The following is a 25,113-nucleotide window of genomic DNA, read 5'->3' on the forward strand; positions in this document are numbered from 1 at the left end:
AATAGTAGTTTATATAAATCCCATAGCATGCCGAATGAAGCTTTTTTTGAGAAAATTTGAATTTTCAACTGCAATCAAGCCAAGATTTCTTAGTGCTTTAGCACAGAATATTCTGTTGGAGAACATCCTATTTAATCCATCAGTTGCAAGCGCCATTGTAAAATTATCAAAGTATCTGTTACGTGAAATTTTCTTTAATAAATAACTACTGCCAACATCAATACCAGATGCTTTTGCAGCAACTATGTGCTTTATAACACTTTCTACATCTCTAATTCCAAGATTAAGCCCTTGACCTGCAACTGGATGAATTGAATGTGCTGCATCGCCGATAAGCAAAACTCTACCCTTATATAACTTTTTTGCGAAAACAAAACTTAAAGGATAAAGTTTTCTTTCACCCTCTAATTTTATCTCTCCTAAATAAGAACCAAATCTTTTTTTGAGCTCTATAATAAATTCTTCTTCAGACAGATCCATTAGCATTTTTGAAATTCCAGATTTTTCTGTCCAAACTATTGAAGAAGTATAGCCACCCTTCATCGGTAGAATTGCAAATGGACCGCCAGGAAAAAAACGCTCTACAGCTAAGTTTTGGTGATGCAGTTCATGCTTTACATTAAATACTATGCTACTTTGTTTATAATCAAATTTCACTGTCGGTATAGAAAATAACTCTGGTAGTTTAGAGTTTTTGCCTTCAGCGCAGATAAGTAGCGATGATATTAATTCCTGGTTATTATCAAGAATAACTTCCACATATCCTGAATCACAAGCAATTGTTTTATAGGAATGTGGAGAGTATATATTTAGTTTATTCAGAAAATTATTGTTGATTGCATTCCATATAGTAGCATTGTTAATAACATAACCCATTGGTTCTTCACCAACCATTTTATGATTGTAATGCACAGTAACCGCATCTAATATGCATATATCAAGTATTGGCTCAGCTTCGCTTTCTATAAACTGCCAAATCCCTAATTTTTCCAATATTTTTTTCGAGCCTTGAGAAATAGCAAATGCTCGGTTGTCATCTACTACACGTGGTAGACTATTTTTTTCAATCACAGCTACAGACACAGAGTCACAACTGAGGCCAATTGCAGTAATAAGACCAAGCAACCCACCACCTGAAATGATTACATCATAATTCATTTTATTCACGCTAATTGTAAAATTATATTTTATCTATTTTGAAAATAGTTTAAACAAACTTTGTATACTATGAGTAAAAGACTTTAAGGTTTTCCTATATACAAATTAAGTCTCTTAGAACCTGTCTTGAAAATGGCTAAGCATAGAAGTAATCATATTAGATTTCTTGCATAACCCAAACTAAGTAGAAAAAAGGCAACTCCCCTGTCATCCCAGTAGCCCTCTTCTTGTCATCCCAGTAGCCCTTTCTTGTCATCCCAGTAGCCCTTTCTTGTCATCCCAGTGCGTGACACTGGGATGGCTTTGTTGCATCGCTACTTATGAAAGGCTAACTATAGCTAGGATTATAAGCAACCTATTGAAAATCTTGTTTTTTTGCAATCAATCTGATCAAATTTAAGAATAGCAATTTATTATTTATATTAATAAACTTAATTCTATTGAAAATAGCTAAAGCATTGAAATTCTTGAATTTTAGCCGGATTAGTGAGTGGTAGTGAAATTTCTTTTACTCAAATTTAGGTATTCACTGACCGTTCTTGTTATAAATACCAGAATAATAAGCTACTGATATTCTCCATCTTTTTTATCTTTAATCCATCATAGCTAGCGATGCAACAAAGCCCACTGGGATCTCATTTTACTTTATAATGATGTCATGGAAGTAGCTGACACTGGAATTCAGAAAAAAGGATGATGTCATTCCAGTCTGGAATCCAGCCTTTCCATAATCATCAAAACGTTGTATTTTAACATAAAACAGCTATTTTTATACTTAATAAAATTCCTGGATCCCAGACGGCTTTGTTGCATCGCTAGCTATGATGGATTAAAGATAAAAAAGATGGAGAATATCAGTAGCTTATTATTCTGGTATTTATAACAAGAACGGTCAGTGAATACCTAAATTTGAGTAAAAGAAATTTCACTACCACTCACTAATCCGGCTAAAATTCAAGAATTTCAATGCTTTAGCTATTTTCAATAGAATTAAGTTTATTAATATAAATAATAAATTACTATTCTTAAATTTGATCAGGTTGATTGCAAAAAAACAAGATTTTCAATAGGTTGCTTATAATCCTAGCTATAGTTAGCCTTTCATAAGTAGCGATGCAACAAAGCCATCCCAGACTGGGATGACACCCTTCTGGTAGACAATGTTCGTACAGTTGTGGATTCATTCGCGGTATAAATTCCGCTAACTAGTAGCGGAATGACGGTTTTTCAAATTGTAGGTAAACCTAAGCCACTTTAGCTATAACATCTTTAGCAATGTCTTCATAAATCTCTGCCAAATCTTCACTTAGCATTAAAGGATTTCCACAATCAGAAGCATGACATATTTGTGGATCCAGAGGAATCCTGCCTAATAGTTTGATGCCCAGCTCCTCAGACATTCTTTTTGCGCCGTCTTTTCCAAATATGTATATTTCTGAGCCGCTTTGAGTAAAATAGCTCATGTTTTCCACAATGCCAATAATCGGTATACTGAGCTTTTTAAGCATATCATAAATTTTGCGAGCATCGATTAAAGAGAGCTCCTGTGGAGTTGAAACTATTATCGCCCCGGTTAAGTTAAAATTTTCCATAAGACTTAAATGCACATCGCCAGTTCCAGGTGGTGTATCAACTATCAAATACTCTATATCGGACCATTTTGTTCCCATGAGCAGATTATAAAGTGCTTTTGTGATCATAGGTCCGCGCCATATTGCTGCACGATCCTTGTCAACAAAATAGCCGATTGAAATAGTATGCAGTCCATACCTTTCTATAGGTATTGCTTTTCCACCCTGTATTTCTGGCTTTAATTTTTCAGTGCTAAGCATTTTAGGAATTGAAGGACCATATATATCTGCATCAACCAGCGCAACTTTATGTTTCAACTTTGCTAATGAGAGAGCAAGATTTAGCGCAACTGTGGACTTGCCCACACCGCCTTTACCAGAGGCCACAACGATTATATTTTTCACTCCTTCGATATGTAATTTAGCTTTTTGTTGCCCAGTTTGTTTTTGACAAGTAGCAACCACGATCACTTTTGTCACCCCCGGTATAGCTTTAACAGCTTGCTCACAATTTCTTCTTAATTCTTCGTTTGCTTGCGTGTTACCGGCAACTTCAAGCGCAAAACCAATGTCCCCGCCTTTAATAATGATTGAGGATATTATGCCAAGAGCGATCACATCTTTACCGCTTTTTTGCTCTATGACTTTTTTTAAGTTCTCTCTTACAATTTCTTCGTTGATCATTAGACCTCTTACATAGCAGATCCCAGTGCGGAACATTTGTTTCGGAAACAGTATGTTAAATGTTATAGCAGGTTTTGCCTAGAACACAAGCCAAGTACTGGTTCACTTTATGACAGTATCATGAAAGTAGCCTCTTTCTTGTCATCCAAGTAGCCCCTTCTCCTGTCATCCAAGTAGCTTGACACTGGTTTACTTTATGATGATGTCATGAAAGTAGCTGACACTGGTTCTTTTTTTCTAGATCCCAGTGGGCTTTGTTGCATCGCTAGCTATGATGGATTAAAGATAAAAAAGATGGAGAATATCAGTAGCTTATTATTCTGGTATTTATAACAAGAACGGTCAGTGAATACCTAAATTTGAGTAAAAGAAATTTCACTACCACTCACTAATCCGGCTAAAATTCAAGAATTTCAATGCTTTAGCTATTTTCAATAGAATTAAGTTTATTAATATAAATAATAAATTACTATTCTTAAATTTGATCAGGTTGATTGCAAAAAAACAAGATTTTCAATAGGTTGCTTATAATCCTAGCTATAGTTAGCCTTTCATAAGTAGCGATGCAACAAAGCCATCCCAGTGTCACGCACTGGGATGACAAAAAAAGGAGCACTGGAATGACAGCAGTCCCACGTCATACCGCGATTCATTCGCGGTATCTCTTAACATAGATCCCGCTAACACGTAGCGGGATGACGAATATACCGCCACGAACCGTCATACCGCCACGAACCGTCATACCGCGATTCATTCGCGGTATCTCTTAGCCGCTAACACGTAGTGGGATGACGGTTGTCGGTGAACCTAAGTTACTTTAGCTACAAACATTAAGAAATTTACCAAATGAAAAAAAAGGCAAAAGAAGCCCCGTGGTTATTATCCGCTTTAAAATATTGGCGTTTTTTATGTTTTAAACGCTTGACAAGCGAGATAGTACGCTGCTACGAAAATTACCTGCAAAAAGAAACCTCTACTCCTTATTCTTTGCCCTTCCTGCACGCTTACGTTCATTTGGATCAAGGAATTTCTTGCGTAAACGTATAGATTTTGGAGTTACTTCCACCAATTCATCATCATCTATATACGCTATCATATCCTCCAGTGTCATTATCTTTGGAGGAGTGAGTTTTATGGCTTCATCACTACCTGAAGCTCTTACGTTTGTTAATTGCTTACCTTTTAGCACGTTTATCTCCAAATCATTGTCACGGCTATGCTGGCCGACAATCATGCCACAATATACCTTATCCTGTGGCTTGATAAACATAATTCCCCTGTCTTGCAAATTGAAAATTGCATACGCCACAGCCTCACCCTTATCTGTAGAAATTAAAACTCCATTGCGCCTTCCAGAAATTGGACCTTTATGTGGAGCATAACTATGAAATAAACGGTTAATTATGCCTGTGCCCCGAGAATCAGTTAAAAACTCTCCTTGATAACCAATTAATCCTCTTGATGGCACTAAAAACGTTAATCTTGTCCTACCATTACCAGAAGGTCTCATGTCAGTCACTTCACCTTTTCGGAAGCTGAGTTTTTCCATGATGATTCCACTATATTCATCATCTACATCAATTACTACTTCCTCTATAGGTTCAAGTTTTTTGCCATCTTCTTCCTTAAATAGCACGCGAGGGCGTGATACTGAAAGCTCAAAACCTTCTCTCCTCATATTTTCAATTAACACTCCAAGCTGTAGCTCACCACGTCCACCTACTTCAAACGCTTCACCACTTGATGCCAAAGTTACGGTAATTGCAACATTTGTTTCTGCTTCTGCATATAAACGATCCTTTATAACAGTTGAGGTAAGCTTTGTTCCCTCTTGTCCGGCAAAAGGTGAATCATTAACACTCAGAGTAATCGCCATCGTCGGCGGATCAACTGGAGTTGAGCTTACTGCAGTTGTAACCTCTGGTGCTGCTATAGTGTCTGAAACTGAAGCTTTCTCAAGTCCTGCAATTGCAATTATGTCTCCCGCCACAGCTTGTTCTACTGGAATACGTTTCAAGCCAGAAAATGAGAGCAACTTAGTTAATCTCCCTCGTTCAATTACTTTACCGTCCAGATCAAGTACCTTAAGATCTGAATTGACTTTTGCAACGCCCTGATAAACCTTTCCTGTCAATATTCTGCCAAGAAACTTATCAGACTCAAGTAGAGTGACCAACATAGCAAAAGGGGCATTTTGATCATAAACAGAAGGTTTTATATAATCTATAACCGTTGAAAATAATGGGCTTAAATCTTTTCTTTCATCAGAAAGCTCCTTAGCACACCAACCATTTCTACCTGAAGCATACAACACTGGAAAATCTAGCTGCTCGTTGGTTGCATCAAGGTTAAAAAATAACTCATATATTTCATTTAATACTTCATCAATTCTGCTGTCTGGTCGGTCAACCTTATTGATTATCACAATTGGCTTCAAATTTGCTTTTAGTGCTTTTGACAACACAAATTTAGTTTGTGGCATGGGACCTTCCGCAGCGTCAACCAGCAGCAACACACCATCTGCCATGCACAATACCCTTTCTACTTCTCCACCAAAGTCTGCGTGCCCTGGCGTATCAATAATATTGATTTTTTCATCACCCCACATTATTGATGTGCATTTTGCAAGTATTGTAATTCCGCGCTCACGTTCTTGGTCGCCACTATCCATAACTCGCTCTTGAACTTCTTGATTCTCACGGAACGTGCCACTTTGTTTTAACATGTTATCAAGCAAAGTAGTTTTACCGTGGTCAACGTGTGCGATTATTGCTATATTACGGATCGATTTAAATTCGTTCATTTTCTATCATTTCAAAATTAATTTAGTAATAAGTATACATAAAATACACTTGGAGTAAATAACTAAAGCTGTGTATAAGTGCTGTGTTTCCAAGATATTATAGGATTACTTTGTTAAATATTCTCTACTCCCAGGTTTTATTATGGGTAGTTGTTTTAATTCACTTGGAAGTTCTTCCTCGCTGTAGTTTTGGATGTTCAGTTCAATCAAAGATATGACAGGAAAAGGCAGTTTCGTTTCACTATTCCTCTTTATTAAAGAAGCTTCAGCAATGACTTTACCTCCCTCCCCTTCTGCACATTTCACTGCTTCAAGTGAAGATTTGCCTGTGGTTATCACATCCTCGATAAGTAATATTTTCTCACCCTTTTTGATCTTAAATCCACGGCGTAATTCAAACTTGCCATTAACGCGCTCGCAAAACATTGTCTTTATTCCAAGCTGCCTGCCAATCTCATAACCTACAACTATTCCGCCAATTGCAGGAGATAATATTAAATCTATGGAGCTATTTAATTCTTTTTTTATTTTATCTGCCAGTAATGCGCAAACTTTCATGGCTCTGCTTGGATTTTCAAAAATTTTAGCGCATTGTATATATGTATTGCTATGCAATCCAGAAGATAAAACAAAATGCCCATGCAAAATTGCTTCTGCTTCTTTAAATTCTTTTATTATTAGGTTGTTTTCGTCTAATATCATTTTTTAAGTTTCACTATTACATTCTTTATTAATTATCTGAGTGATACAAATATCAGACCACACGTTTATTGCAGTTTCAAACATATCGATGATTGTATAAATAGGCAAAATCAGTCCCATAATATGCAGAGGAACATTCATCGACATGAGATAACTGGTTGCCATAAAATAGCACCCCATCGGCACTCCAGCGTTACCAATTGCTGCACTAGTTGCTAAAAAAATCCATATAAACATTTCGCTTAAGGAAAATGCGCATCCATTCATCTCTGCAACAAACATTACAGTGATTAGTATAAATGCAGCACATGCATTCATATTAATTGTTGTGCATATTGGTAAAATAAAGGACGACAATTTCTTTGGCACCTTTAGCTTATTTTGCACACAGTCTATAGTTGTTGGCAATGTTGCACTGGATGATTTAGAAAAAAACGCAAGTGTGAGTGCCGGCATAACCCCTTTCAGCGTTTGAATTGGTGATATGCCTTTATACCACATAAGTAGCGGTAAAATCAGAAATGCCTGCACAAAATTTGCAGACATTATGCAAACAAAATACCATAAAAGACTGTAGAACTCGCTACCACCTTTTAATTCGTGCAAAAAACATGTAATAAAAGACCACACAGCAAGTGGAACAAGCTTTAGTAACCCCTGAGCAATTTTAAGTAACGTATCGAAAAGTGCAGAGAATATTTGATGTAATATGTCCTGCTTTTCTTTTGAAAGTGAAACAATAGCTCCACCCATCAAAAAAGCGATCAATATGCTACCAATAACGTTATTTTCAAGAAAAACTTGCACAAAATTCGAAGGAATGAGTGATTTTAAGTATGAAAAGTAACTGTAATTGTTATTATCCAAACTTCCTATCGTGTTACATATGAAATTTTTTTTCACTGGGTCTATTAGCAGGTAAAACAATAATGCAACAAACGCAGCTATAATAGTTGTAAGCAGCGTATAAAATAGTGTTTTCTTAACTAAGGTTTTAATTTCGATTGAGTCTTTAAGTCCTGAAATTGTGGAAACTATTGATAGAAAAACTAAAGGTAAACTTATTAATTTCAACAAACTAACAAATATGTCACTAAACAGCTTTGCTATTTCAAATATAATCTCACTGTTTAAATAGTAAGCAACTATTGCAAACAGTATAGAAAAGAGTATTGCAAACTTGTGCATTGAAAATAAAACTTCAAAGTAACATTATACAACAATTTTGCTGTTTTGGAATCAGATTGATAGACAAAATAACTTTACAAATTAGGAAAAGATAAGAGGATGCGTTTATTCGGAGACAGTAGACTTCTTGCATAACCCAAACTAAGTAGAAAAAGGTATCATCCGAGTAGTTGACACTGGTTCCTTTATGACGGCAGTGCCCAGATACTGGAATCCAGCCTTTCTGCAATCTCATCGAAAACGTTTTTCTATGCTAGTTTGCTTGTGAGCAACCTGGATCCCAATGTCTGGGCACTGGGATGACACCCTACTTAACCGTCATACCGCGATTCATTCGCGGTATCTCTTAACATAGATCCCGCTAACAAGCAGCGGGATGACGATTGTCGTTTAGCCATAAATATTAAGAAATTTACCGAATGAAAAAAAAGGCAAAAGAAGCCCCATGGTTAACTAGTTATTTATATGTACTTCAAAATATTGGCGTTTTTTTATTCTAAACGCTTAATAACCGCGATTCAGCCGCTTTTAAATGCGACTAACCTAAATTACAAACATTAAGAAATTTACTAAGTGGAAAAAAAGGCAAAGAAACCCTAAGGTAGCTAGTATTCAAATTCTCCCTTGTCTATTTGACGTCTTTTGCTGTCTTAAACGCTTTATAAGCGCGTTTCGGCTTGTATAGGTAGAAACCTAAAAGTTTTATAAAAACATGAGGTGCACATAGTGCAAAAAATTAAGCATGATTTACGCCAAATACATTAAGTTTTTTTGTTATTAATCCACTGCAGAGATTGCGAAGATAAATAATTAGCTTCAGTTTCATGATAAGGGAGCTGGCGGAGTTTGTCAAGGAAGTTTTTCGTTTCTATTCCCAATAAAAGTTTATTATATGGTTATGCAAGAAGTCTAGTGGAATTGGCTAATATTTCTTAATTTAAATTTAGGTGCACTTAGCCCATTCTGGTGATAACAAATTGGAATAGATAAGGTATGATAACTAACTTTTCTGTGAGTATATAGTTTTGCCAGACACAACAGTACGTACCACGTGCCCTTTTACTTTGCGCCCATCGAAAGGGGAATTTTTTGATTTACTAGCAAAGTTGTCAGTTTTAATTTCCCATTCATGATTGAGGTCAACTAAAATTAAGTCTGCAGCAAGGTTTTTTTGTATACGACCACGTGGTATGTGTATTATATCTGCAGGCTTATATGTCAATTTTGCGAGCACATCAAGTAGACCCATTTGCCCACTGTGATAGAGTTCAAGTGAAAGGGGCAGCATTGTTTCAAGACCAACAATACCAAATGCAGCATTTTCAAGTGGCAGATCTTTAGAACTACGATCATGCGGAGCGTGATCGGTTGCAATGCAATCAATCACACCTGTCTTTAAACCTTCAACCATAGCTAAACGATCTTCTTCAGTGCGAAGTGGCGGGTTCATTTTTGCAATTGCTCCATGTTGCTTTACTATATCTTCAGTCAAAGTGAAGTGATGAGGGGTTACTTCGCACGTAACATTTAATCCCAAGTCTTTTGCACGTTTAATAGCATCAAGTGAATCTTTTGAAGAGACATGTAGAATATGGTAGTGCACATTTTCCATATCTTTCATGAGCAGTATATCGCGATTTACCATAATCGATTCTGACGCACTCAAGATTCCCTTTACTCCCAATTCTTCAGAAATTTTACCTTCGTTGATTGCACCACCTGCTGACAAATTTAAATCTTCTGCATGTTGAGCAATAGGGACACCCAGCATACTTGAATAAAGCAGCGCCTGTCTCATAATCATGGGGTTCATAACTGGCATGCCATCATCGGTGAACCCAACCGCACCTGCTTCCTTTAAAAGTGCCATTTCAGTCAACTTTTCTTCCGAAGTGGTGATTTTAGCGTAAAATTCAACGTTTACATGTGAAGTTTCAAGTGCTCTATATTTCAAATATTTAGCCAAAACAACGCTATCAATTGCTGGAACAGTGTTCGGCTGACAAACTACAGTTGTAACGCCTCCCGCAGCTGCAGATTTGCTGCCTGTATATATAGTTTCTTTATGTTCTTGGCCTGGTTCACGAAAATGTACGTGAATGTCAATAAGGCCTGGCATTAGAACAAGCCCTTTACAGTCTATTGTTTCATCGACCCCACTTGTTGAAAATAATGATTCACCAAAGTCAACAATTTTATCCCCTTCAGTCAATAATGAACCTTTTATATCAAGCTTAGTTTCCGGGTCGATAATACGAGCATTAGTATACGCAATTTTATAGCCTTCCTTTTGCCCTGTTTGCAACAAATTCCAAGTTTGAGTCATTATATTTGAGTATCGATTATAAAATAAATCTAAAGTTTTTTTAACAAAACACAACCAAATAAAAACGCAGACTAAAGTTGCGAGAGCTGTCTTGAATTAAAATTGTCCCAAAAATTTGGCTCTTATAACCGAGTTACTTCAGTTTTAACGTTAATATGAAAAACTCTTAGCTCTGTTGAAGGATTTTCCAGTTGAATATCTAGCTCATTCTGTATGTTCGATAAACAAATCAAAGCTGAGTCAAAATTTTCATCACACTGCTTCGCTTCATGCATACCATCGATTATTTCCTCTAATTCTTCCACATCATCCATTTCTTGCGGCGCACTTTTTAATATCGCTTTTATTTGGTTTAAATTTTGACGAATTTTCTCCTGATATCCAGCAATTCTCTCTTGATATATATCAATCATTTTTTGACATGCGTTGCCTCTAAATGGATGTTCTTTTTTCTCTTTTATGTAAGAACTTTGAAAGTCTTTACAGTTAAGGATTGCTTCTCTATGTTTTTTTATGTCATTAATTGCACTGACTATCGACTTATCTATTTTCTTCAAATTTTCTTCCCGTCCTTCTCTTTTAATTATACTTTTGGATTCATTTTTCATTTGGTTCATTTTGTCATACAGGTTTCTGCATTCTTTGTAAGATACCATTGGTTGTAATATTCCTTCTTCTACACCTTTATTGTAAAAATTCTTCAACTCATTACTTGATAGTATTGTTATAGCATCTTCCCTTTTACCTTGTGATTTAGGATACTTTTTATTCAATGAACTAACATGATTTAACAAGAAATCTTTAACTAGCCCTTCTCTTTTTACTTCGGATAATTTTTCTAGTGTTTCTATATATTTCAGAACTTCCGCAAAGAGCTGTCCACCAGATGGAGCAAATCCTTGAAGTGGTTTACTCTGAGCTTTATAAAAATCGGTTTGTAAAAAATCTTCAGCTTGTTTTTTTATTACTGAAAGTTCATTGAAGGCTTTTTCTGGATTGATTTTTCTCAAAATACCAACAGTTTTTCTAATCGCTTTTTCTCTCTTTTTATTATCTTGCTTTTCATTTAATATCAGATGTTCAGTTTTGGTAAAAGCATTACCTTGATCACTCTTTGCAATGTTACAAACGATGTTTTTTACAACTTTTTCAGTTGCTGCATAATCTATTTCTTTTGCAAAGCAGTCAACAAATGATTGCCAAACTTTTTTATTAACAAGCTTACTTGTCTTATTTTCAAAATCTTCTCTACTTTTGAATCCTAAAATAGTATAGAGATTTTTTTCAACTATTGGTTCGGCATGTTGTTTTGCCACTTTACCTTTTATATTGAATGGAAATTTACTAATCTTAGTTGTACCCACAATGTTACCTCAATATTAACGCTATCTATAAAAGTATAAAGATTTAATATTTAATTTTTAATTAATACTAGCACAGCTAACTACGGGGGCATTATGCTAGCATCAATAGCAAGCGTCAATTAACACTTTAACTTCTAACTTGTCATCAGTAATATTATTTATATAAAAACTATAATTTTTTATGCCTGAACTTGGGAATATATTGCTACTCATAGCCTGCTTATTGTCTTTGACATATTTGTTTTTACCACTTAGTTCTTGTCGGTTTATTACCACTGCCATATTTTTTTGTGTATCAACATCAATGGCTATTTTGATCTACTGCCACATTACAAATGATTTCTCACTCGAAAACGTATATTACCACTCACACACAACAAAACCTTTGATCTATAAGATTTGTGGAGTTTGGGGAAATAAAGAAGGGTCTATGTTGCTTTGGACATTAGTGCTTACCTTTTACCTATTTCTGATGGGTATTTTTACTGATAACGACAGTAAATTGAAGAAAGTATCCTTGATCACCCAAGGCTTGATTTGCTTTTGTTTTTTACTGTTCACTTTACTTGAATCCAGCCCCTTCACTAAAATGCCAAGCGTTGAAAAAGATGGATTGGGTTTTAATCCGATATTGCAAGATATAGGCCTTGCTATTCATCCACCGATATTATATTTGGGGTACCTTGGATTTAGCGTTCCTTTTTCGCTCTCTATAGCTGGATTAATTGCAAATACTGAAGGAAATGTTTGGGCTAAAATTGTCAGGCCTTGGGTACTTATTTCTTGGTCGCTGCTCACTTTGGGCATCAGCTTGGGTAGCTGGTGGGCATATCGCGAACTTGGGTGGGGTGGATTTTGGTTTTGGGATCCAGTGGAAAACGTTTCTTTGATACCGTGGCTAATTGCAGTGGCGCTGACACATTTGTTGCTCGTTGTACGAAATTTCAATACTTTAAGGAATTTCGCTATTTTACTTACGCTTACAACTTTTATATTGAGTGTAACTGGAACATTTCTAGTCCGCTCAGGAATACTCACCTCAGTGCACACGTTTGCAGATGACTCAAGGTATGGACTGTATATATTAGCTCTACTTGGTGTAATTACAGTCAGTAGCTTAGTAATATTTGTAGTGTTTACGAGAAAGAATCACACATCTTTCCAGTATTCGATATTGGAATCTGAAAAGAAATCTGCTACTCAAGTGACAGAGGGTAGAAGATTCTTTTCACGCCTTACGATGATGCTGATGAACAATTTATTATTTATTACTGCCTTTTTCATCGTGTTCGTTGGCACTTTATACCCTACAGTGCTTGAGTATTTAACCGGTGAATTAATTTCAGTTGGAGCACCATATTACAATTCTTTATTTAATCCTATTGCACTGGCTATTCTAGTGCTCACCATGATCGGGCAATACTGCCGTTGGCAGGGAAATAGTCTATTGCCAATATTTCGTGAATACAGATTTTCATTCTGTAGTGCTGCAGCTATTTTGCCGTTTATCTTTCACATGGAGCTAATAATTGTGCTATCAATTACTATCTCCATAGCATTATTAATCTTTGTTTTAGAAGCATATAGTAAAAGAATTTGTTTATTTAAGGTAGCATTTGGTGAATCAATTTTATTAGCAAGAAAAGTTTCTAAATCCTACTATGCAATGATGGCAGCTCATGCTGGAGTGGCAATTTTAGTGCTTGGTATAGCTTATTCAGTTGGTTGGCAGGAGAAAAAAGAAAATTACTTAAAAATAGGGGATAGCATAACAGTCAATAAATTTAAAGTTACTTTGCAAAATATTGAGCTAATAAAAGAAAAAAATTTCCATGCAGTGAGAGGTACAATGGACATTAGGAATTTGCTGAATAATAAGATATTGGGTGAGATAACCCCTGAATATAGATTTTACCTTGTGGAAGGTCAGAAAAATGTTGAAAGCAGTATCTACCACAATTTGCTTTCTGATATTTATGTTGTAATTGGAGAGATTGATAAGAGTAAGAGCAAAATCGCAGCTAAAGTGCACTATAAACCTGGAATGTCTATAACCTGGCTTGGATCCTTTCTTATCGCTTTTGGTTCGCTCCTTGCTGCTTTGCCTTTATTGAGAAGATTTTAATAGGACTCCTTTATACTATAACGAAAAAACTTCCTTGACAAACTCCGCCAGCGCCCTTATCATGGTATTGAAGGTATTCAGTTATCTTCATCTGTGCAGATTAAACAGCAAGAAAACAACGTAGTTGGCGTCTTATTTTTAATTTTTTGCACTATGTGCACCTTATGTCTTCACAATATTTCTAGGTTTTTACCTACACAAGCTGAAACGCGCTTATAAGTCGTTTAAGACAGTATAGTACGCCAATTTGCAGGATTAGAGAGTGACAACTAGCTAACGCGGGGTTTCTTTTGCCTTTTTTTCTGCTTAGTGAATTTCTTAAACATTTATAGCTTAAGTTAGTTGCACTTAAAAGCAGCTAAATTGCAGTGTTTAAGACTTAAAAAACGCCAAATACTGAAAATAGACAATGACTAGGGCTTCTTTTGCCTTTTTTTTGTTTGCTTAATATTTATAGCTAAACGACAACCGTCATCCCGCTACGTGTTAGCGGCTAAGAGATACCGCGAATGAATCGCGGTATGACGGTTCGTGGCGGTATGACGGTTCGCGGTGGCATGACGATAACTTCGTCATTCCGCTATGTGTTAGCGGCTAAGAGATACCGCGGCAGTATGACGTAGGACCGCTGTCATTCCAGTCTGGAATCTAGTTCTTATTGTACATTTACTTAGTGTAGAGTTAAGTTTCCTGGATCCAAGTAGTCTGGGCACTGGGACGACACCCTTTTGGATGGAAACCTCAGCTACTTTCATGACACCATTCTTTCTTCTGGATCCCAGTGGGCTTTGTTGCATCGCTACTTATGAAAGGCTAACTATAGCTAGGATTATAAGCAACCTATTGAAAATCTTGTTTTTTTGCAATCAATCTGATCAAATTTAAGAATAGTAATTTATTATTTATATTAATAAACTTAATTCTATTGAAAATAGCTAAAGCATTGAAATTCTTGAATTTTAGCCGGATTAGTGAGTGGTAGTGAAATTTCTTTTACTCAAATTTAGGTATTCACTGACCGTTCTTGTTATAAATACCAGAATAATAAGCTACTGATATTCTCCATCTTTTTTATCTTTAATCCATCATAGCTAGCGATGCAACAAAGCCATCCCAGTGTCAAGCACTGGGATGACATCATAGGGGTACTAGCCTGACAACCGTCATCCCGCTGCTTGTTAGCGGGATCTAGAGATACCGCAGCGGTATGACGTAGGACTGCTGTGATACCATTATAGAGTGAACCAGTGTCAGCTACTCGGATGACAGAGAAGTCCAATCACAGAATAAACTAGTGAATTTTTTGAAAAGTATATAAAATCCAAGTGATTATTTTAAGTAAATAGCATGGCACTTAGACTCATTCCAGATAATCTCGATATCAAGTTTAGTAAATATAGGGATTTGACTGCACTCGTTAGCATTATTCTTATCATCTTTTCAATGCTCACTGTTGTGCTGCGTGGAGTGAACTTAGGCATAGACTTTGCAGGCGGAATTTTGATAGAGATAAAATCTTCAGATGAGAATCACTCTATTCTCGATGCATTAAAAGAAAATGGTTTTACAGTGCAGAGTTCAAAAGCGGGTGATAATTTAGTCATGCGTTTTAAAGATGAAGGAGATGAAGATAAAATCAAAAAGATAAAAAGCATACTAGAAGAAAAGCTGGGGAGCTCAATAAGCTATCGTAAAATAGACTATGTTGGCCCACAAATAAGCTCAACACAAATATTTGAAGGAATGTTATCCATGTTGATCGCGATTGTTGGAATATTTTTTTACGTTTGGTTTAGATTTAATTGGCAATGTGGATTCAGTGGAATAACAGCACTGATTCATGACGTGATTTTAACTGTTGGTTTTATTAGCCTAACTGGCATTGAGTTTAATATTTCATCAGTTGCAGCTCTCCTCACTGTCATTGGTTATTCAATCAATAACTCAGTAATTATATACGATCGGATTCGAGAGTATTGCAAGAGTGGTAAAAGTGGGCGGATGAGTGAGATAGTAGATGCAAGTATCAACGCTACATTATTTCGCACTATATTAACCTCGGGTACAACCCTTCTTGCTGCTCTTCCTTTGACATTAATCTGCACAGATGCAGTGAGAGACTTCAGCTTGATCATTTTTTTTGGTATTTTGATTGGCACTTGTTCTGCAATATTTATTTCTGCTCCTATATTAACCTACAGAGCTTTGATAAGTAGATTGTAGAAGTGTTTAGTCGCGGTATAATATCAACTTATTATCTCTTATAGTGAAATGAAAATACCTTAAAAAGCTCATTCCAAGTAGTGAATGAGACATAGAATGAGTGTTAACGCTCGCCTGTACATCATTAACTAAAAAATTCCCTATTTTAACCTGAGGGATGTGAACAACACCAGCTTTTATTTGACCTTTCGCAGTTTCATATATTTTAAAATCCTGAACGTTTTGTAAGTTAATACCAACATGTAATGCGTCTTTTTGTGATAGAACAATATCGGTTGCTCCGGTATCAAGCAAAAACGTTATATTGCGATCATTGACCTGAGCCTGAATATAAAAGTGTCCATCGTATGATTTCGTAAATTCGATACTTCCACTATTCTGACCACTATTTTGAATTCTCCCTTTATATGGTAAAAAAGTACTGAGAAATCTGTCGCTTAGTTTGTCCCTTTGTGAATCAATAAGCATTGAAGTGGCAGCTATTATTAGTAACCAAATAACTAGATTTTTCACCGCGTTCATATTGTTAAAATTTGAAGCTATTAAAATAAATTTTAAAGATTAGCGTTAAAAGTTATTATTAAAAATAAGTAAATTTTATTGTTTTAGTACAATATTTAATATACACTTTAAGAAGATATGTTTGATTTAATTTCATGTCAGAAGCAAAAAGTTTAATTTTAGCAGCTATCCTTTCCATGTTGATCATGGTATCTTGGCGCATTATTTATGATAATTTTTTTAGTGCAAACCAAAACCAGCCATTGATTGAAAATATTGAACATATCGAATCTTTTAACGACCTTGCTCCTATAATACACCAAAATCGTTCTGAAATTATTAATTCCACTCGAGAACAGAGGGTTAGTTTAACCAATAACATGATTAAAGGATCAATTTCTTTGAAAGGTGCAAGGTTTGATGACTTAATCTTAACTAACTACCACTTAGAACCGAGTTCTTCTTCTCCACAAGTGGTGTTACTGTCACCTGCAGAATCAAAAGATGTATATTTCGCAGAATTTGGGTGGCTCGATCCGAATGAAAAGATTAAAGTTCCAGATTCTAAAACAGTCTGGCAAGCAGATAAACTCAATCAAAAAGAGGTCAATTTATTTTGGGATAATGAAAATGGCATTTTATTTAGAATGAAAATTAGCCTTGACGATAACTACATGTTTAAAGTTGAGCAAATTATTGAAAACAATACAAAAGATAATGTAGTTTTGGTTCCTTATGGTAGAATTAACCGTAAACGTGACAATATCAACGAATCTTATTGGATATCCCATGAAGGAGTACTGGGTGCATTTGATAATAAACTAGAGGAGTGGACATATAAGGATATTTCCAAAAAACATTTAATAAAAGCAAGCACGAGTGAAAAAAATTGGTTTGGTTTTGCTGATAAATACTGGCTTACAGCCATCATACCTGAAAAATCTGATAAAATAAATGTAAGCATTAAGCATACTAACGCTAATGATATTGATAAATTTCAAGTAGATTTTGTCAAACCTTATAAGAGCATACTTCCTGGCGCAAGTGTTTCTAATGTGAATTATTTTTTTGCTGGAGCAAAAAAGTTGAATTTACTGGATTCTTATAAGGATACTCTCAATATACCTTTGTTTGATAAAGCTGTAGATTTTGGTGTTCTTTATTTTATAACCAAGCCAGTGTTTTTACTGCTTGAATATTTTAACTTCGTTTTAAAAAATTTTGGCTTAGCAATATTATTGCTGACTTTAGTAATCAAACTTTTGATGCTTCCCTTATCTAATAGATCATATATTTCGATGTTCAAGGTGAAAAGCCTGCAGCCTGAATTAACTCGTATAAAAGAGTTGTATAAAAATGACAGCTTAAAGCAGCACAAAGAGACAATTGCGTTGTTCAAGAGAAACAATGTAAACCCAATGTCGAGCATTTTTCCCATGCTAATACAAATACCGGTATTTTTTGCTCTATATAAAGTATTATTTGTTACTATAGAGATGAGACATGCTCCTTTTTTTTTATGGATTAAGGATCTTTCAGCTCCTGACCCAACGAACATCTTTACATTATTTGGGTTGTTTAATTATAACTTTCCTATTTCTATAGGCATTTTACCTATAATTTTCGGTGCCACCATGATAATTCAGCAGAAGCTAAGTGAGAAAGATCAAACCAATAAAGATGATATTCAAGTAAATGTTATGAAGTTTTTACCTTACATTTCTGTCTTTATTTTTTCTTCTTTTCCTGCCGGCCTGGTAATATATTGGATATTTAGTAATATTATAACTTTAATTCAACAATCATTAATAAAGTTGTTTTTAACGAAAAAAGTGGTAGTAAATGTCGAAAATACTAATAGTTAATTCAATTTATTATGCTGAAATAGCAAACCTTTTGCTTGAAGGTGCAGTCGATAGATTAAAAGAAAGTCATGCAAGCTATGACATAATTGAAGTTCCTGGTGCATTTGAGATACCAGCTACAATTCTCTTTGCAGTAAAAAGCAAGAATGCTAATTATGACGGTTATTTAGCTCTTGGGTGCGTGATTCGCGGTGAAACCGATCACTATCAATACGTTTGTAAAGGGGTAATCGAAGGTTTAAATGAAGTTATTATGCATTATGTAATGCCCCTTGGTATGGGCATAATTACCGCTGACAGCAAAGATAAAGCACTAGTTAGAGCTGACAAAAACAAAAAGAACGTTGGTGGCCACGCAGCCTCAACTGTTTTGCATATGATAGATTTACACAATAAATTAAAATAATGGAGGAAAAACCAGTAGATAAAAAGTGGCGCATAAAAAGAAGTACGGCAAGATTTCTTGCTGTACAAGTTGCTTATTCAAATATTTTTGTAGGTTACAACAAAAGCACTTTTAAATTGGAAAATTGTGAACTTAAGGACTACATAAGTAAGTTGAAAGATATATTTGAATGTGAAGAATTTGAACATCAGTTCTTAGAAAACTTGTTATATAAGGTTATAAAAAGCAGTGAAGAATATGATAAAATAATAGAGTCTTACTTACACCCAAGCTGGTCCCTTTCACGGTTAAATCTTATAAGCTTATCTATCTTGCGTGTTGCAATATGTGAGTTAGCTAATTGTGATACGCCAGTTCCAGTTGTCATTAATGAATATACTAACATTGCATCTGATTTACTTGATAAACCAAGCGAAATTGGTTTTATTAATGGGTTATTGGATAAGGCAAAAGATGCAGTTAAATTAAATAAAAATCCTTAGCAGCTTCTCACAACTATATAAAAGTTAAGGCAATTCCCGTAATAAATTTAAGTAACTGACATTAAAAAAACGGTAGACTTAGTCTACCATTTTTATTTCGCTTAATTATTTATTTCTTCCGGTTTTCCCTTGCTCAGCTGCTGGTTTTTGCATAACTGTGCTTGGCATAAATGTAATGCTTAATTCCTTAGGATACTGATCCTCTAAGCCTAAACCTAATGTTTCCAATTGCTTACTTCTATCATTTATTGAAACATATTTACCCTCACCATCTTTCACGTCTAGTGAAGACACACGGAAGAGATAAGTGCTGCCAAGCAAAATCGGATGATCATTATCTTTGTACTTGACGTGACCATCAAGGGTAATACGGTATACTTCACCTTTTGAGTTGACACAATCTATACGATGTTTGTCATCTACTTTATAATTCTCTTCAATAAACTTACTATCTTCGCTTAATACTTGTAGCACTAGATGTGCATAATCACTACTAACACTGAGCTTCCAAGCTTTCAACTCAGATATTTCGTTATTTTTGCTGATGGCATATACTGCTAAACAAATCAGTGCAACAGCAACAAATGCTAAAACACTCATTCCAAGTGGTGTAGCTGCAAAAGCTGCAAGTGGAGCTAGCATGGAAGTTTAAGACACCCAATATGGTGCTGAAAGTGCTACTGCTGCGCCTATGACATACAAAGAAGTAAGTGCAACAAGTGCAGTGTTTGTTTTGTGGAACTGACCTCGATGATTTTTGAAAGTTAGCATAAACGACCTCATTTAATAAAATATTAATATGCTTAAATTGTATATAAAAGAACTGTCATAGTCAAGCTTTTTCGCAAATTACCTGCCACTTGAGCCAAAGCCCCCTGCATTGCGACCGGTTTCTTCTGTGCAGAATTCTTCTCTGTCATCCCAAATTACCTGAGATACAGGAGAAATAAGGATTTGTGCAATTCTATCTCCTCTTTTTATCTCATACGACTGATTACTTAGATTAATTAGGCAAATCTTCACCTCACCTCGATAATCAGAGTCTATAGTGCCCGGAGAATTTAAGACAGTGATTCCATGTTTTGCAGCAAGACCAGAACGTGGGCGGATTTGCCCCTCAAAACCGTTTGGTATTGCAATCACAATTCCAGTTGGAACAAGTAATCTCTCAAGTGGATTTAAAACAGCAGAGTCATTCAATGCAGCATAAAGATCCATACCAGCACTCTGCGTAGTTGCATAACATGGAAGAGACAAGTCTTCTCCGTGTGATAATCTTTTTATTTCTACTTTAATTGTACTTCTTTGCACTCCAATTTACCAACTATGAAGGTTCAATTATAGCATGTAAATTGTATCTGCAAAAGTAATAAATGTTACATCGTAAATGATGTCATTCTAGTGCGTGACGCTAGGCCATAAAATAAGTTTTTCGTTTCTATATGCGCTACCTTAAGACTTTAATTATACAACGTCTTAACGCACTTAACCCCATCGACATATAAATTTGCATGACTTTTTTGAGTATTAAGCAATGCAAGTCCAATGTTGTCTACACTAGAGCGCAGTTCCCCTATTTCCTCATTATTTTCATTTGTCACTTTAGTGCCAATATCTGGAAGTGCGTTATCCCCCTCAACAGGATAAAGTTTTCTTCTGAATATTTCTTGTCTGCTCATTCGATTTACGACTTCCTGACCTATATAACACCCCTTATTAAAGCTTATACCGTTTGCCTTATCGATTAAATATTGCAATGGGAACGATGAATTTTGTACCATATCTTTTGCTCCATCTGGGACAAGGTTTTTAATTCTAACTTTTTCATACTGAATAAAATCTCCAACCGGTTCTTTTATTTCATCTTTATGTATGATCCTCATTCCTAGCAGCTTGTGCCTTGGATCTTGAAAAATAACTTGTGACTTACTACTACACTCCGCCAACTTAGTATCAAACAAAACTCCAACCTTATATAGTGCACTAATGTCTTTAATTTTCACTCTCAAATAAGTTTTAAGTAAATCTAGTTTCTCGATTATTTGCTGTAAGTGCACATTTTCGCACTCTAAGAAAATATATCTACCATATTCAATAAGAAAAAAATCATATAGGTATTTTCCCTGAGGGCTAAGCAATAAAGAGTAAATAGCTTTTTGGCTATCTAGCTTATTAATATCATTGGTTATAATGCCCTGCAGAAAATCTCTAGTGTCAGGCCCATATAGCACTATCACACCACGACTTAAGAATGGTATATAACTCATGAAATCTCTATAAATAAACCTAAATTTTATTATATAACATTAGGCTCTTTTAGAAACTGCTTTTGGCGTGCATATTTTATATGGTGTGCATATTTTACAAGCTCCAGCCCTTGAAATCTAACTTACGAGTATATATATAAAATTATAGGTTAATTTGTTGAGAGGAAAAGCAAATGTCAAGTATAAGTTTAAATGTATTGGATGATAGCGTGCTGATCAAGCCTATTAGCGAGGAAAAGCAGGGTGGAATTATGCTTCCATCAAGTGCTGAAAAGAAACCTACTAAAGGTGAAATTGTAGCAACTGGTGAAGGTTCACGCAACTCAAATGGCGAACGCATAGCTTTAACTGTAAAGGCTGGTGATAAAGTGTTCTATCGTCAATGGGCTGGTACAGAAATAGAACATAATGATGAAAAGCTTATCGTGATGAAAGAGTCCGATATACTTGCTGTCATTAAATAGCAGTCTTTATTTTACTAAATTGAAACAAAGCGCAACATGGCGCATTGTAAATGGTTTTATTATAGTTTTCTAAATTTTTTATTAACAAGAGGTGATAAAAATGACTAATGTAGTAGTATCAGGTGAGCAGTTACAAGAAGCCTTTCGTGAAGTCGCAGCAATAGTGGATTCAACGGTAGCAATAACTGCGGGACCTAGGGGAAAAACAGTAGGGATTAATAAGCCCTATGGAGCACCAGAAATTACAAAAGATGGTTATAAGGTGATGAAGGGTATCAAGCCTGAAAAACCACTAAATGCTGCAATAGCAAGCATCTTTGCCCAAAGTTGTTCTCAATGTAACGACAAAGTTGGTGATGGTACAACAACGTGCTCAATATTAACTAGCAGCATGATCATGGAAGCTTCAAAATCAATTGCTGCTGGAAACGATCGTGCTGGTATTAAAAACGGAATACAGAAGGCAAAAGATGTAATATTAAAGGAAATTGCATCAATGTCTCGTACAATTTCTCTAGAGAAAATGGATGAAGTAGCGCAAGTTGCGATAATCTCTGCAAATGGTGATAAGGATATAGGTAACAGTATCGCTGATTCCGTGAAAAAAGTTGGAAAAGAGGGTGTAATCACTGTTGAAGAAAGTAAAGGTTCAAAAGAGTTAGAAGTTGAGCTGACTACTGGCATGCAATTTGATCGCGGTTATCTCTCTCCGTATTTTATTACAAATAATGAAAAAATGATCGTGGAGCTTGATAATCCTTATCTATTAATTACAGAGAAAAAATTAAATATTATTCAACCTTTACTTCCTATTCTTGAAGCTGTTGTTAAATCTGGTAAACCTTTGGTTATTATTGCAGAGGATATCGAAGGTGAAGCATTAAGCACTTTAGTTATCAATAAATTGCGTGGTGGTTTAAAAGTTGCTGCAGTAAAAGCTCCAGGTTTTGGTGACAGAAGAAAGGAAATGCTCGAAGATATAGCAACTTTGACTGGTGCTAAGTACGTCATAAAAGATGAACTTGGAATCAAGATGGAAGATCTGACACTTGATGATCTTGGTACTGCTAAAAATGTTAAAATTACTAAAGATAATACCACAGTTGTCAGCGAAAATAGCGATTCTGACAGTGTGAAAGCTAGAATCGAGCAGATCAAATCTCAAATTGAAACTTCAACTTCTGATTATGATAAAGAAAAGCTAAGAGAACGTTTAGCGAAATTATCAGGTGGTGTTGCTGTGCTAAAAGTTGGTGGAGCAACTGAAGTGGAAGTTAAAGAACGTAGAGATAGAGTTGAAGATGCGCTGCATGCAACAAGAGCTGCAATTGAAGAAGGCATAGTTCCAGGTGGTGGAGTTGCACTTCTTTATGCTTCATCTGTTCTCGACAAATTAAAAGGTGCAAGTGACGAAGAGCAAATAGGCATAAACATTATCAAGAAAGTTCTCAGTGCTCCAATTAGAAGGTTAGTTAAAAATGCTGGTCTTGAATCTGCTGTTATCATTGACTATTTGATTAAGCAGAATGATAAAGAGCTTATATACAACGTTGAGGCTATGAATTACGCTAATGCATTTACAGCTGGTGTGATTGATCCAGCAAAAGTGGTGCGTATTGCTTTTGAAACAGCGATATCTGTTGCGAGTGTGCTGATTACTACTGAATCTATGATAGTTGATGTACCAAGCAAAGAAAATGCTTCATCTCCTATGGGCGCAGGAGAAATGGGTGGCATGGGTGGATTCTAAGTAGAGTGAAGCCGTGGAGCAATTGCTCCACGGTAGTTCCAAAAAATCTCACATTTTACTATTCGTTAAAGGTAATACGTTTGGTGCAGAAAGGCACTACTGTTTGCATCCGTTTCACTCTTTTATATTATGGTTGTCTATAGCTAACCCAAGAAAGGTTTTCCTACGTCATACCGCCGCGGATAGATTCCGCTAACAAGTAGCGGAATGACGAATTTTTGTTTTTCAAATTGTCGGTAAATCTAAGTCAGTTTAGCTATATGTGTTTTCCACAATGACTTATTCTTTTCACCCATTTATATTACAGTTGTATATATTAGAATAATGCTATATTAATAAATAATCTATATAATGCTATTAAATATAACACTTAAAATCTAAATCACTTTCTCTATAAAAGGAGAAATTTGCCTTAATGAAAATACATATATATTTAATATTGTTTTTATTTTTTTCTTGCACCCAACTATATGCTGACGAGGAAATTGCAAAATTTGATTTACTTATTGGCGAGATAAATGAAGCAAACCTCACTCTTAAAGGTGCAATAAAGGTTACAGTAGAACCAGGCTGGCACATATATTATAAAGATCCTGGAGATTTCGGTCTTCCCACTTCTTTTGATTGTAAGGGTAACACATTAAACATAGATATTTACTGGCCTACTCCAAAGGAACATAGAGATAAAGTAGGAAGAGAGATATTTATCAGTAACGTATATAAGGATATGGTATTATTTCCCTTTAAGATGAATGTGTTTTCAAATCAAGGGTATATTGACCTTAACTTCCATATAAATTATGCGATATGTAAAGATAGGTGCATCCCTAAAAATGTTGAGATAAAAACCAGGCAACCACTAAAGGATTTTATAGATTCTGATATCAGTAAACTCATAAATGAGTGGTATGAAAAATAGAGTTCTCAGGGGGCGAGTAAGGCAGTGATAATTACGCAATAGTTTAAAAATGTTATTCCTGCTAATTTTTGAACAGATTGTTTAGTGGCTTTAGTTAGTTCAATAAGGTGTTGTGAAATTTCTGGATCGAAGGTTACATTAACCCTTGAATCTACCATAAAATTTGCCAATAATTGTACAGCATTTTCCTGAATTTTTCAATAAAGAATTTACAGATCAAATAATAAAAGGCATGAGTTTTTTCAAAAGGTATCATAAAGCTATATCTCTGAAAAGTAATTATATAAGTATTAGTATAATATTAATACTTATATG

At 35.3% G+C, this 25,113-nt stretch carries 26 protein-coding genes; 11 read left to right on the forward strand and 15 right to left on the reverse strand.

Annotation, left to right across the window (positions count from 1 at the left end):
- Positions 1–9: 9 nt before the first annotated feature.
- On the reverse strand, positions 10–1,158 hold the full coding sequence (gene ubiH, locus OOK92_RS02355) for a 2-octaprenyl-6-methoxyphenyl hydroxylase (protein WP_253309980.1): 1,149 nt from the start codon (positions 1,156–1,158) through the stop codon (positions 10–12).
- Between the two features lie 271 nt (positions 1,159–1,429).
- On the opposite strand from ubiH, the gene OOK92_RS02360 reads away from it, so the two are divergent.
- Positions 1,430–1,558: a hypothetical protein gene (locus tag OOK92_RS02360; RefSeq protein WP_264735853.1), complete on the forward strand. Its 129-nt coding sequence runs from the start codon at positions 1,430–1,432 to the stop codon at positions 1,556–1,558.
- A gap of 625 nt (positions 1,559–2,183) precedes the next feature.
- On the opposite strand, the gene OOK92_RS02365 is transcribed toward OOK92_RS02360, so the two are convergent.
- Together OOK92_RS02365 and OOK92_RS02370 are read right to left on the reverse strand one after the other, a co-directional pair.
- Positions 2,184–2,342, reverse strand: coding sequence for a hypothetical protein (locus tag OOK92_RS02365; RefSeq protein WP_264736104.1), 159 nt, complete (start codon positions 2,340–2,342; stop codon positions 2,184–2,186).
- A gap of 60 nt (positions 2,343–2,402) precedes the next feature.
- On the reverse strand, positions 2,403–3,413 hold the full coding sequence (locus tag OOK92_RS02370) for an Mrp/NBP35 family ATP-binding protein (protein WP_264736105.1): 1,011 nt from the start codon (positions 3,411–3,413) through the stop codon (positions 2,403–2,405).
- 207 nt (positions 3,414–3,620) lie between these two features.
- On the opposite strand from OOK92_RS02370, the gene OOK92_RS02375 reads away from it, so the two are divergent.
- The gene (locus OOK92_RS02375; RefSeq protein ID WP_264736106.1) at positions 3,621–3,746 is read left to right on the forward strand and encodes a hypothetical protein; all 126 of its coding nucleotides are present in this window, start codon (positions 3,621–3,623) and stop codon (positions 3,744–3,746) included.
- A gap of 142 nt (positions 3,747–3,888) precedes the next feature.
- Here OOK92_RS02375 and OOK92_RS02380 read toward each other — a convergent pair whose 3' ends face one another.
- From OOK92_RS02380 to OOK92_RS02410, 7 genes are all read right to left on the reverse strand, one after another.
- Positions 3,889–4,029, reverse strand: a complete 141-nt coding sequence (locus OOK92_RS02380; RefSeq protein WP_264735821.1) for a hypothetical protein — start codon at positions 4,027–4,029, stop codon at positions 3,889–3,891.
- Positions 3,999–4,127, reverse strand: coding sequence for a hypothetical protein (locus tag OOK92_RS02385; protein ID WP_264736107.1), 129 nt, complete (start codon positions 4,125–4,127; stop codon positions 3,999–4,001). Before OOK92_RS02385 ends, OOK92_RS02380 begins: the two co-directional genes overlap by 31 nt.
- A 259-nt stretch (positions 4,128–4,386) precedes the next feature.
- Complete coding sequence (gene typA, locus OOK92_RS02390) at positions 4,387–6,216, reverse strand: translational GTPase TypA (RefSeq protein WP_264736108.1); 1,830 nt, start codon at positions 6,214–6,216, stop codon at positions 4,387–4,389.
- Positions 6,217–6,321: 105 nt separating this feature from the next.
- Positions 6,322–6,918 (reverse strand): orotate phosphoribosyltransferase, encoded by a 597-nt coding sequence (gene pyrE, locus OOK92_RS02395; RefSeq protein ID WP_264736109.1) that lies wholly within the window; start codon positions 6,916–6,918, stop codon positions 6,322–6,324.
- A gap of 3 nt (positions 6,919–6,921) precedes the next feature.
- Positions 6,922–8,106, reverse strand: coding sequence for a dicarboxylate/amino acid:cation symporter (locus OOK92_RS02400; protein ID WP_264732084.1), 1,185 nt, complete (start codon positions 8,104–8,106; stop codon positions 6,922–6,924).
- A gap of 1,000 nt (positions 8,107–9,106) precedes the next feature.
- On the reverse strand, positions 9,107–10,432 hold the full coding sequence (locus OOK92_RS02405) for a dihydroorotase (protein WP_264736110.1): 1,326 nt from the start codon (positions 10,430–10,432) through the stop codon (positions 9,107–9,109).
- A gap of 122 nt (positions 10,433–10,554) precedes the next feature.
- Positions 10,555–11,796, reverse strand: a complete 1,242-nt coding sequence (locus tag OOK92_RS02410) for a hypothetical protein (RefSeq protein WP_264736111.1) — start codon at positions 11,794–11,796, stop codon at positions 10,555–10,557.
- 181 nt (positions 11,797–11,977) lie between these two features.
- Here OOK92_RS02410 and OOK92_RS02415 point away from each other — a divergent pair, with 181 nt between their 5' ends.
- Both OOK92_RS02415 and OOK92_RS02420 read left to right on the forward strand, forming a co-directional pair.
- A complete protein-coding gene (locus tag OOK92_RS02415; RefSeq protein WP_264736112.1) occupies positions 11,978–13,921 on the forward strand; it encodes a heme lyase CcmF/NrfE family subunit in 1,944 nt (647 codons plus the stop codon).
- Positions 13,922–14,674: 753 nt separating this feature from the next.
- Complete coding sequence (locus tag OOK92_RS02420; protein ID WP_264736113.1) at positions 14,675–14,806, forward strand: hypothetical protein; 132 nt, start codon at positions 14,675–14,677, stop codon at positions 14,804–14,806.
- Positions 14,807–14,948: 142 nt separating this feature from the next.
- Here OOK92_RS02420 and OOK92_RS02425 read toward each other — a convergent pair whose 3' ends face one another.
- Complete coding sequence (locus OOK92_RS02425) at positions 14,949–15,200, reverse strand: hypothetical protein (protein ID WP_264736114.1); 252 nt, start codon at positions 15,198–15,200, stop codon at positions 14,949–14,951.
- A gap of 68 nt (positions 15,201–15,268) precedes the next feature.
- Between OOK92_RS02425 and secF the strand changes: the two genes are divergently transcribed.
- On the forward strand, positions 15,269–16,144 hold the full coding sequence (gene secF, locus OOK92_RS02430) for a protein translocase subunit SecF (protein ID WP_264732072.1): 876 nt from the start codon (positions 15,269–15,271) through the stop codon (positions 16,142–16,144).
- Between the two features lie 6 nt (positions 16,145–16,150).
- Here secF and OOK92_RS02435 read toward each other — a convergent pair whose 3' ends face one another.
- A complete protein-coding gene (locus OOK92_RS02435) occupies positions 16,151–16,666 on the reverse strand; it encodes a TIGR02281 family clan AA aspartic protease (protein ID WP_182182693.1) in 516 nt (171 codons plus the stop codon).
- Positions 16,667–16,800: 134 nt separating this feature from the next.
- Between OOK92_RS02435 and yidC the strand changes: the two genes are divergently transcribed.
- From yidC to nusB, 3 genes are read left to right on the forward strand one after another with little or no spacing between them, the layout of a single operon-like run.
- The gene (gene yidC / locus OOK92_RS02440; RefSeq protein WP_264732069.1) at positions 16,801–18,510 is read left to right on the forward strand and encodes a membrane protein insertase YidC; all 1,710 of its coding nucleotides are present in this window, start codon (positions 16,801–16,803) and stop codon (positions 18,508–18,510) included.
- Positions 18,488–18,916: a 6,7-dimethyl-8-ribityllumazine synthase gene (locus OOK92_RS02445; RefSeq protein ID WP_264736115.1), complete on the forward strand. Its 429-nt coding sequence runs from the start codon at positions 18,488–18,490 to the stop codon at positions 18,914–18,916. Before yidC ends, OOK92_RS02445 begins: the two co-directional genes overlap by 23 nt.
- Positions 18,916–19,398, forward strand: coding sequence for a transcription antitermination factor NusB (gene nusB / locus OOK92_RS02450; RefSeq protein ID WP_264736116.1), 483 nt, complete (start codon positions 18,916–18,918; stop codon positions 19,396–19,398). The genes OOK92_RS02445 and nusB overlap by 1 nt, the downstream gene beginning before the upstream one ends.
- A gap of 105 nt (positions 19,399–19,503) precedes the next feature.
- On the opposite strand, the gene OOK92_RS02455 is transcribed toward nusB, so the two are convergent.
- The 3 genes from OOK92_RS02455 to ygfZ all read right to left on the reverse strand — a co-directional run bounded on the left by OOK92_RS02455 (position 19,504) and on the right by ygfZ (position 21,665).
- A complete protein-coding gene (locus OOK92_RS02455; RefSeq protein WP_264736117.1) occupies positions 19,504–20,040 on the reverse strand; it encodes a hypothetical protein in 537 nt (178 codons plus the stop codon).
- Between the two features lie 207 nt (positions 20,041–20,247).
- On the reverse strand, positions 20,248–20,709 hold the full coding sequence (dut, locus tag OOK92_RS02460; RefSeq protein ID WP_264736118.1) for a dUTP diphosphatase: 462 nt from the start codon (positions 20,707–20,709) through the stop codon (positions 20,248–20,250).
- 149 nt (positions 20,710–20,858) lie between these two features.
- A complete protein-coding gene (ygfZ, locus tag OOK92_RS02465) occupies positions 20,859–21,665 on the reverse strand; it encodes a CAF17-like 4Fe-4S cluster assembly/insertion protein YgfZ (RefSeq protein ID WP_264736119.1) in 807 nt (268 codons plus the stop codon).
- A 173-nt stretch (positions 21,666–21,838) separates the two neighbouring features.
- On the opposite strand from ygfZ, the gene OOK92_RS02470 reads away from it, so the two are divergent.
- The 3 genes from OOK92_RS02470 to OOK92_RS02480 all read left to right on the forward strand — a co-directional run bounded on the left by OOK92_RS02470 (position 21,839) and on the right by OOK92_RS02480 (position 24,798).
- Complete coding sequence (locus OOK92_RS02470) at positions 21,839–22,129, forward strand: co-chaperone GroES (RefSeq protein ID WP_373457551.1); 291 nt, start codon at positions 21,839–21,841, stop codon at positions 22,127–22,129.
- A 100-nt stretch (positions 22,130–22,229) separates the two neighbouring features.
- Positions 22,230–23,879, forward strand: a complete 1,650-nt coding sequence (gene groL / locus OOK92_RS02475; RefSeq protein ID WP_264736120.1) for a chaperonin GroEL — start codon at positions 22,230–22,232, stop codon at positions 23,877–23,879.
- Positions 23,880–24,294: 415 nt separating this feature from the next.
- Positions 24,295–24,798, forward strand: a complete 504-nt coding sequence (locus OOK92_RS02480) for a protein-disulfide reductase DsbD domain-containing protein (RefSeq protein WP_264736121.1) — start codon at positions 24,295–24,297, stop codon at positions 24,796–24,798.
- Positions 24,799–25,113 lie beyond the last annotated feature (315 nt).

Source organism: Wolbachia endosymbiont (group A) of Rhinocyllus conicus (genome assembly GCF_947250775.1).
Taxonomy (GTDB): Bacteria; Pseudomonadota; Alphaproteobacteria; order Rickettsiales; family Anaplasmataceae; genus Wolbachia.

Excerpts from the sequence above, each read along its gene's own strand:
- ubiH (WP_253309980.1), bottom strand. The coding sequence starts at position 1,158 with ATGAATTATGATGTAATCATTTCAGGTGGTGGGTTGCTTGGTCTTATT.
- OOK92_RS02365 (WP_264736104.1), bottom strand. The coding sequence starts at position 2,342 with ATGAATCCACAACTGTACGAACATTGTCTACCAGAAGGGTGTCATCCC.
- OOK92_RS02370 (WP_264736105.1), bottom strand. The coding sequence starts at position 3,413 with ATGATCAACGAAGAAATTGTAAGAGAGAACTTAAAAAAAGTCATAGAG.
- OOK92_RS02375 (WP_264736106.1), top strand. The coding sequence starts at position 3,621 with ATGAAAGTAGCTGACACTGGTTCTTTTTTTCTAGATCCCAGTGGGCTT.
- typA (WP_264736108.1), bottom strand. The coding sequence starts at position 6,216 with ATGAACGAATTTAAATCGATCCGTAATATAGCAATAATCGCACACGTT.
- pyrE (WP_264736109.1), bottom strand. The coding sequence starts at position 6,918 with ATGATATTAGACGAAAACAACCTAATAATAAAAGAATTTAAAGAAGCA.
- OOK92_RS02400 (WP_264732084.1), bottom strand. The coding sequence starts at position 8,106 with ATGCACAAGTTTGCAATACTCTTTTCTATACTGTTTGCAATAGTTGCT.
- OOK92_RS02405 (WP_264736110.1), bottom strand. The coding sequence starts at position 10,432 with ATGACTCAAACTTGGAATTTGTTGCAAACAGGGCAAAAGGAAGGCTAT.
- OOK92_RS02415 (WP_264736112.1), top strand. The coding sequence starts at position 11,978 with ATGCCTGAACTTGGGAATATATTGCTACTCATAGCCTGCTTATTGTCT.
- OOK92_RS02420 (WP_264736113.1), top strand. The coding sequence starts at position 14,675 with ATGACACCATTCTTTCTTCTGGATCCCAGTGGGCTTTGTTGCATCGCT.
- secF (WP_264732072.1), top strand. The coding sequence starts at position 15,269 with ATGGCACTTAGACTCATTCCAGATAATCTCGATATCAAGTTTAGTAAA.
- OOK92_RS02435 (WP_182182693.1), bottom strand. The coding sequence starts at position 16,666 with ATGAACGCGGTGAAAAATCTAGTTATTTGGTTACTAATAATAGCTGCC.
- yidC (WP_264732069.1), top strand. The coding sequence starts at position 16,801 with ATGTCAGAAGCAAAAAGTTTAATTTTAGCAGCTATCCTTTCCATGTTG.
- OOK92_RS02445 (WP_264736115.1), top strand. The coding sequence starts at position 18,488 with ATGTCGAAAATACTAATAGTTAATTCAATTTATTATGCTGAAATAGCA.
- nusB (WP_264736116.1), top strand. The coding sequence starts at position 18,916 with ATGGAGGAAAAACCAGTAGATAAAAAGTGGCGCATAAAAAGAAGTACG.
- OOK92_RS02455 (WP_264736117.1), bottom strand. The coding sequence starts at position 20,040 with ATGCTAGCTCCACTTGCAGCTTTTGCAGCTACACCACTTGGAATGAGT.
- ygfZ (WP_264736119.1), bottom strand. The coding sequence starts at position 21,665 with ATGAGTTATATACCATTCTTAAGTCGTGGTGTGATAGTGCTATATGGG.
- OOK92_RS02470 (WP_373457551.1), top strand. The coding sequence starts at position 21,839 with ATGTCAAGTATAAGTTTAAATGTATTGGATGATAGCGTGCTGATCAAG.
- groL (WP_264736120.1), top strand. The coding sequence starts at position 22,230 with ATGACTAATGTAGTAGTATCAGGTGAGCAGTTACAAGAAGCCTTTCGT.
- OOK92_RS02480 (WP_264736121.1), top strand. The coding sequence starts at position 24,295 with ATGAAAATACATATATATTTAATATTGTTTTTATTTTTTTCTTGCACC.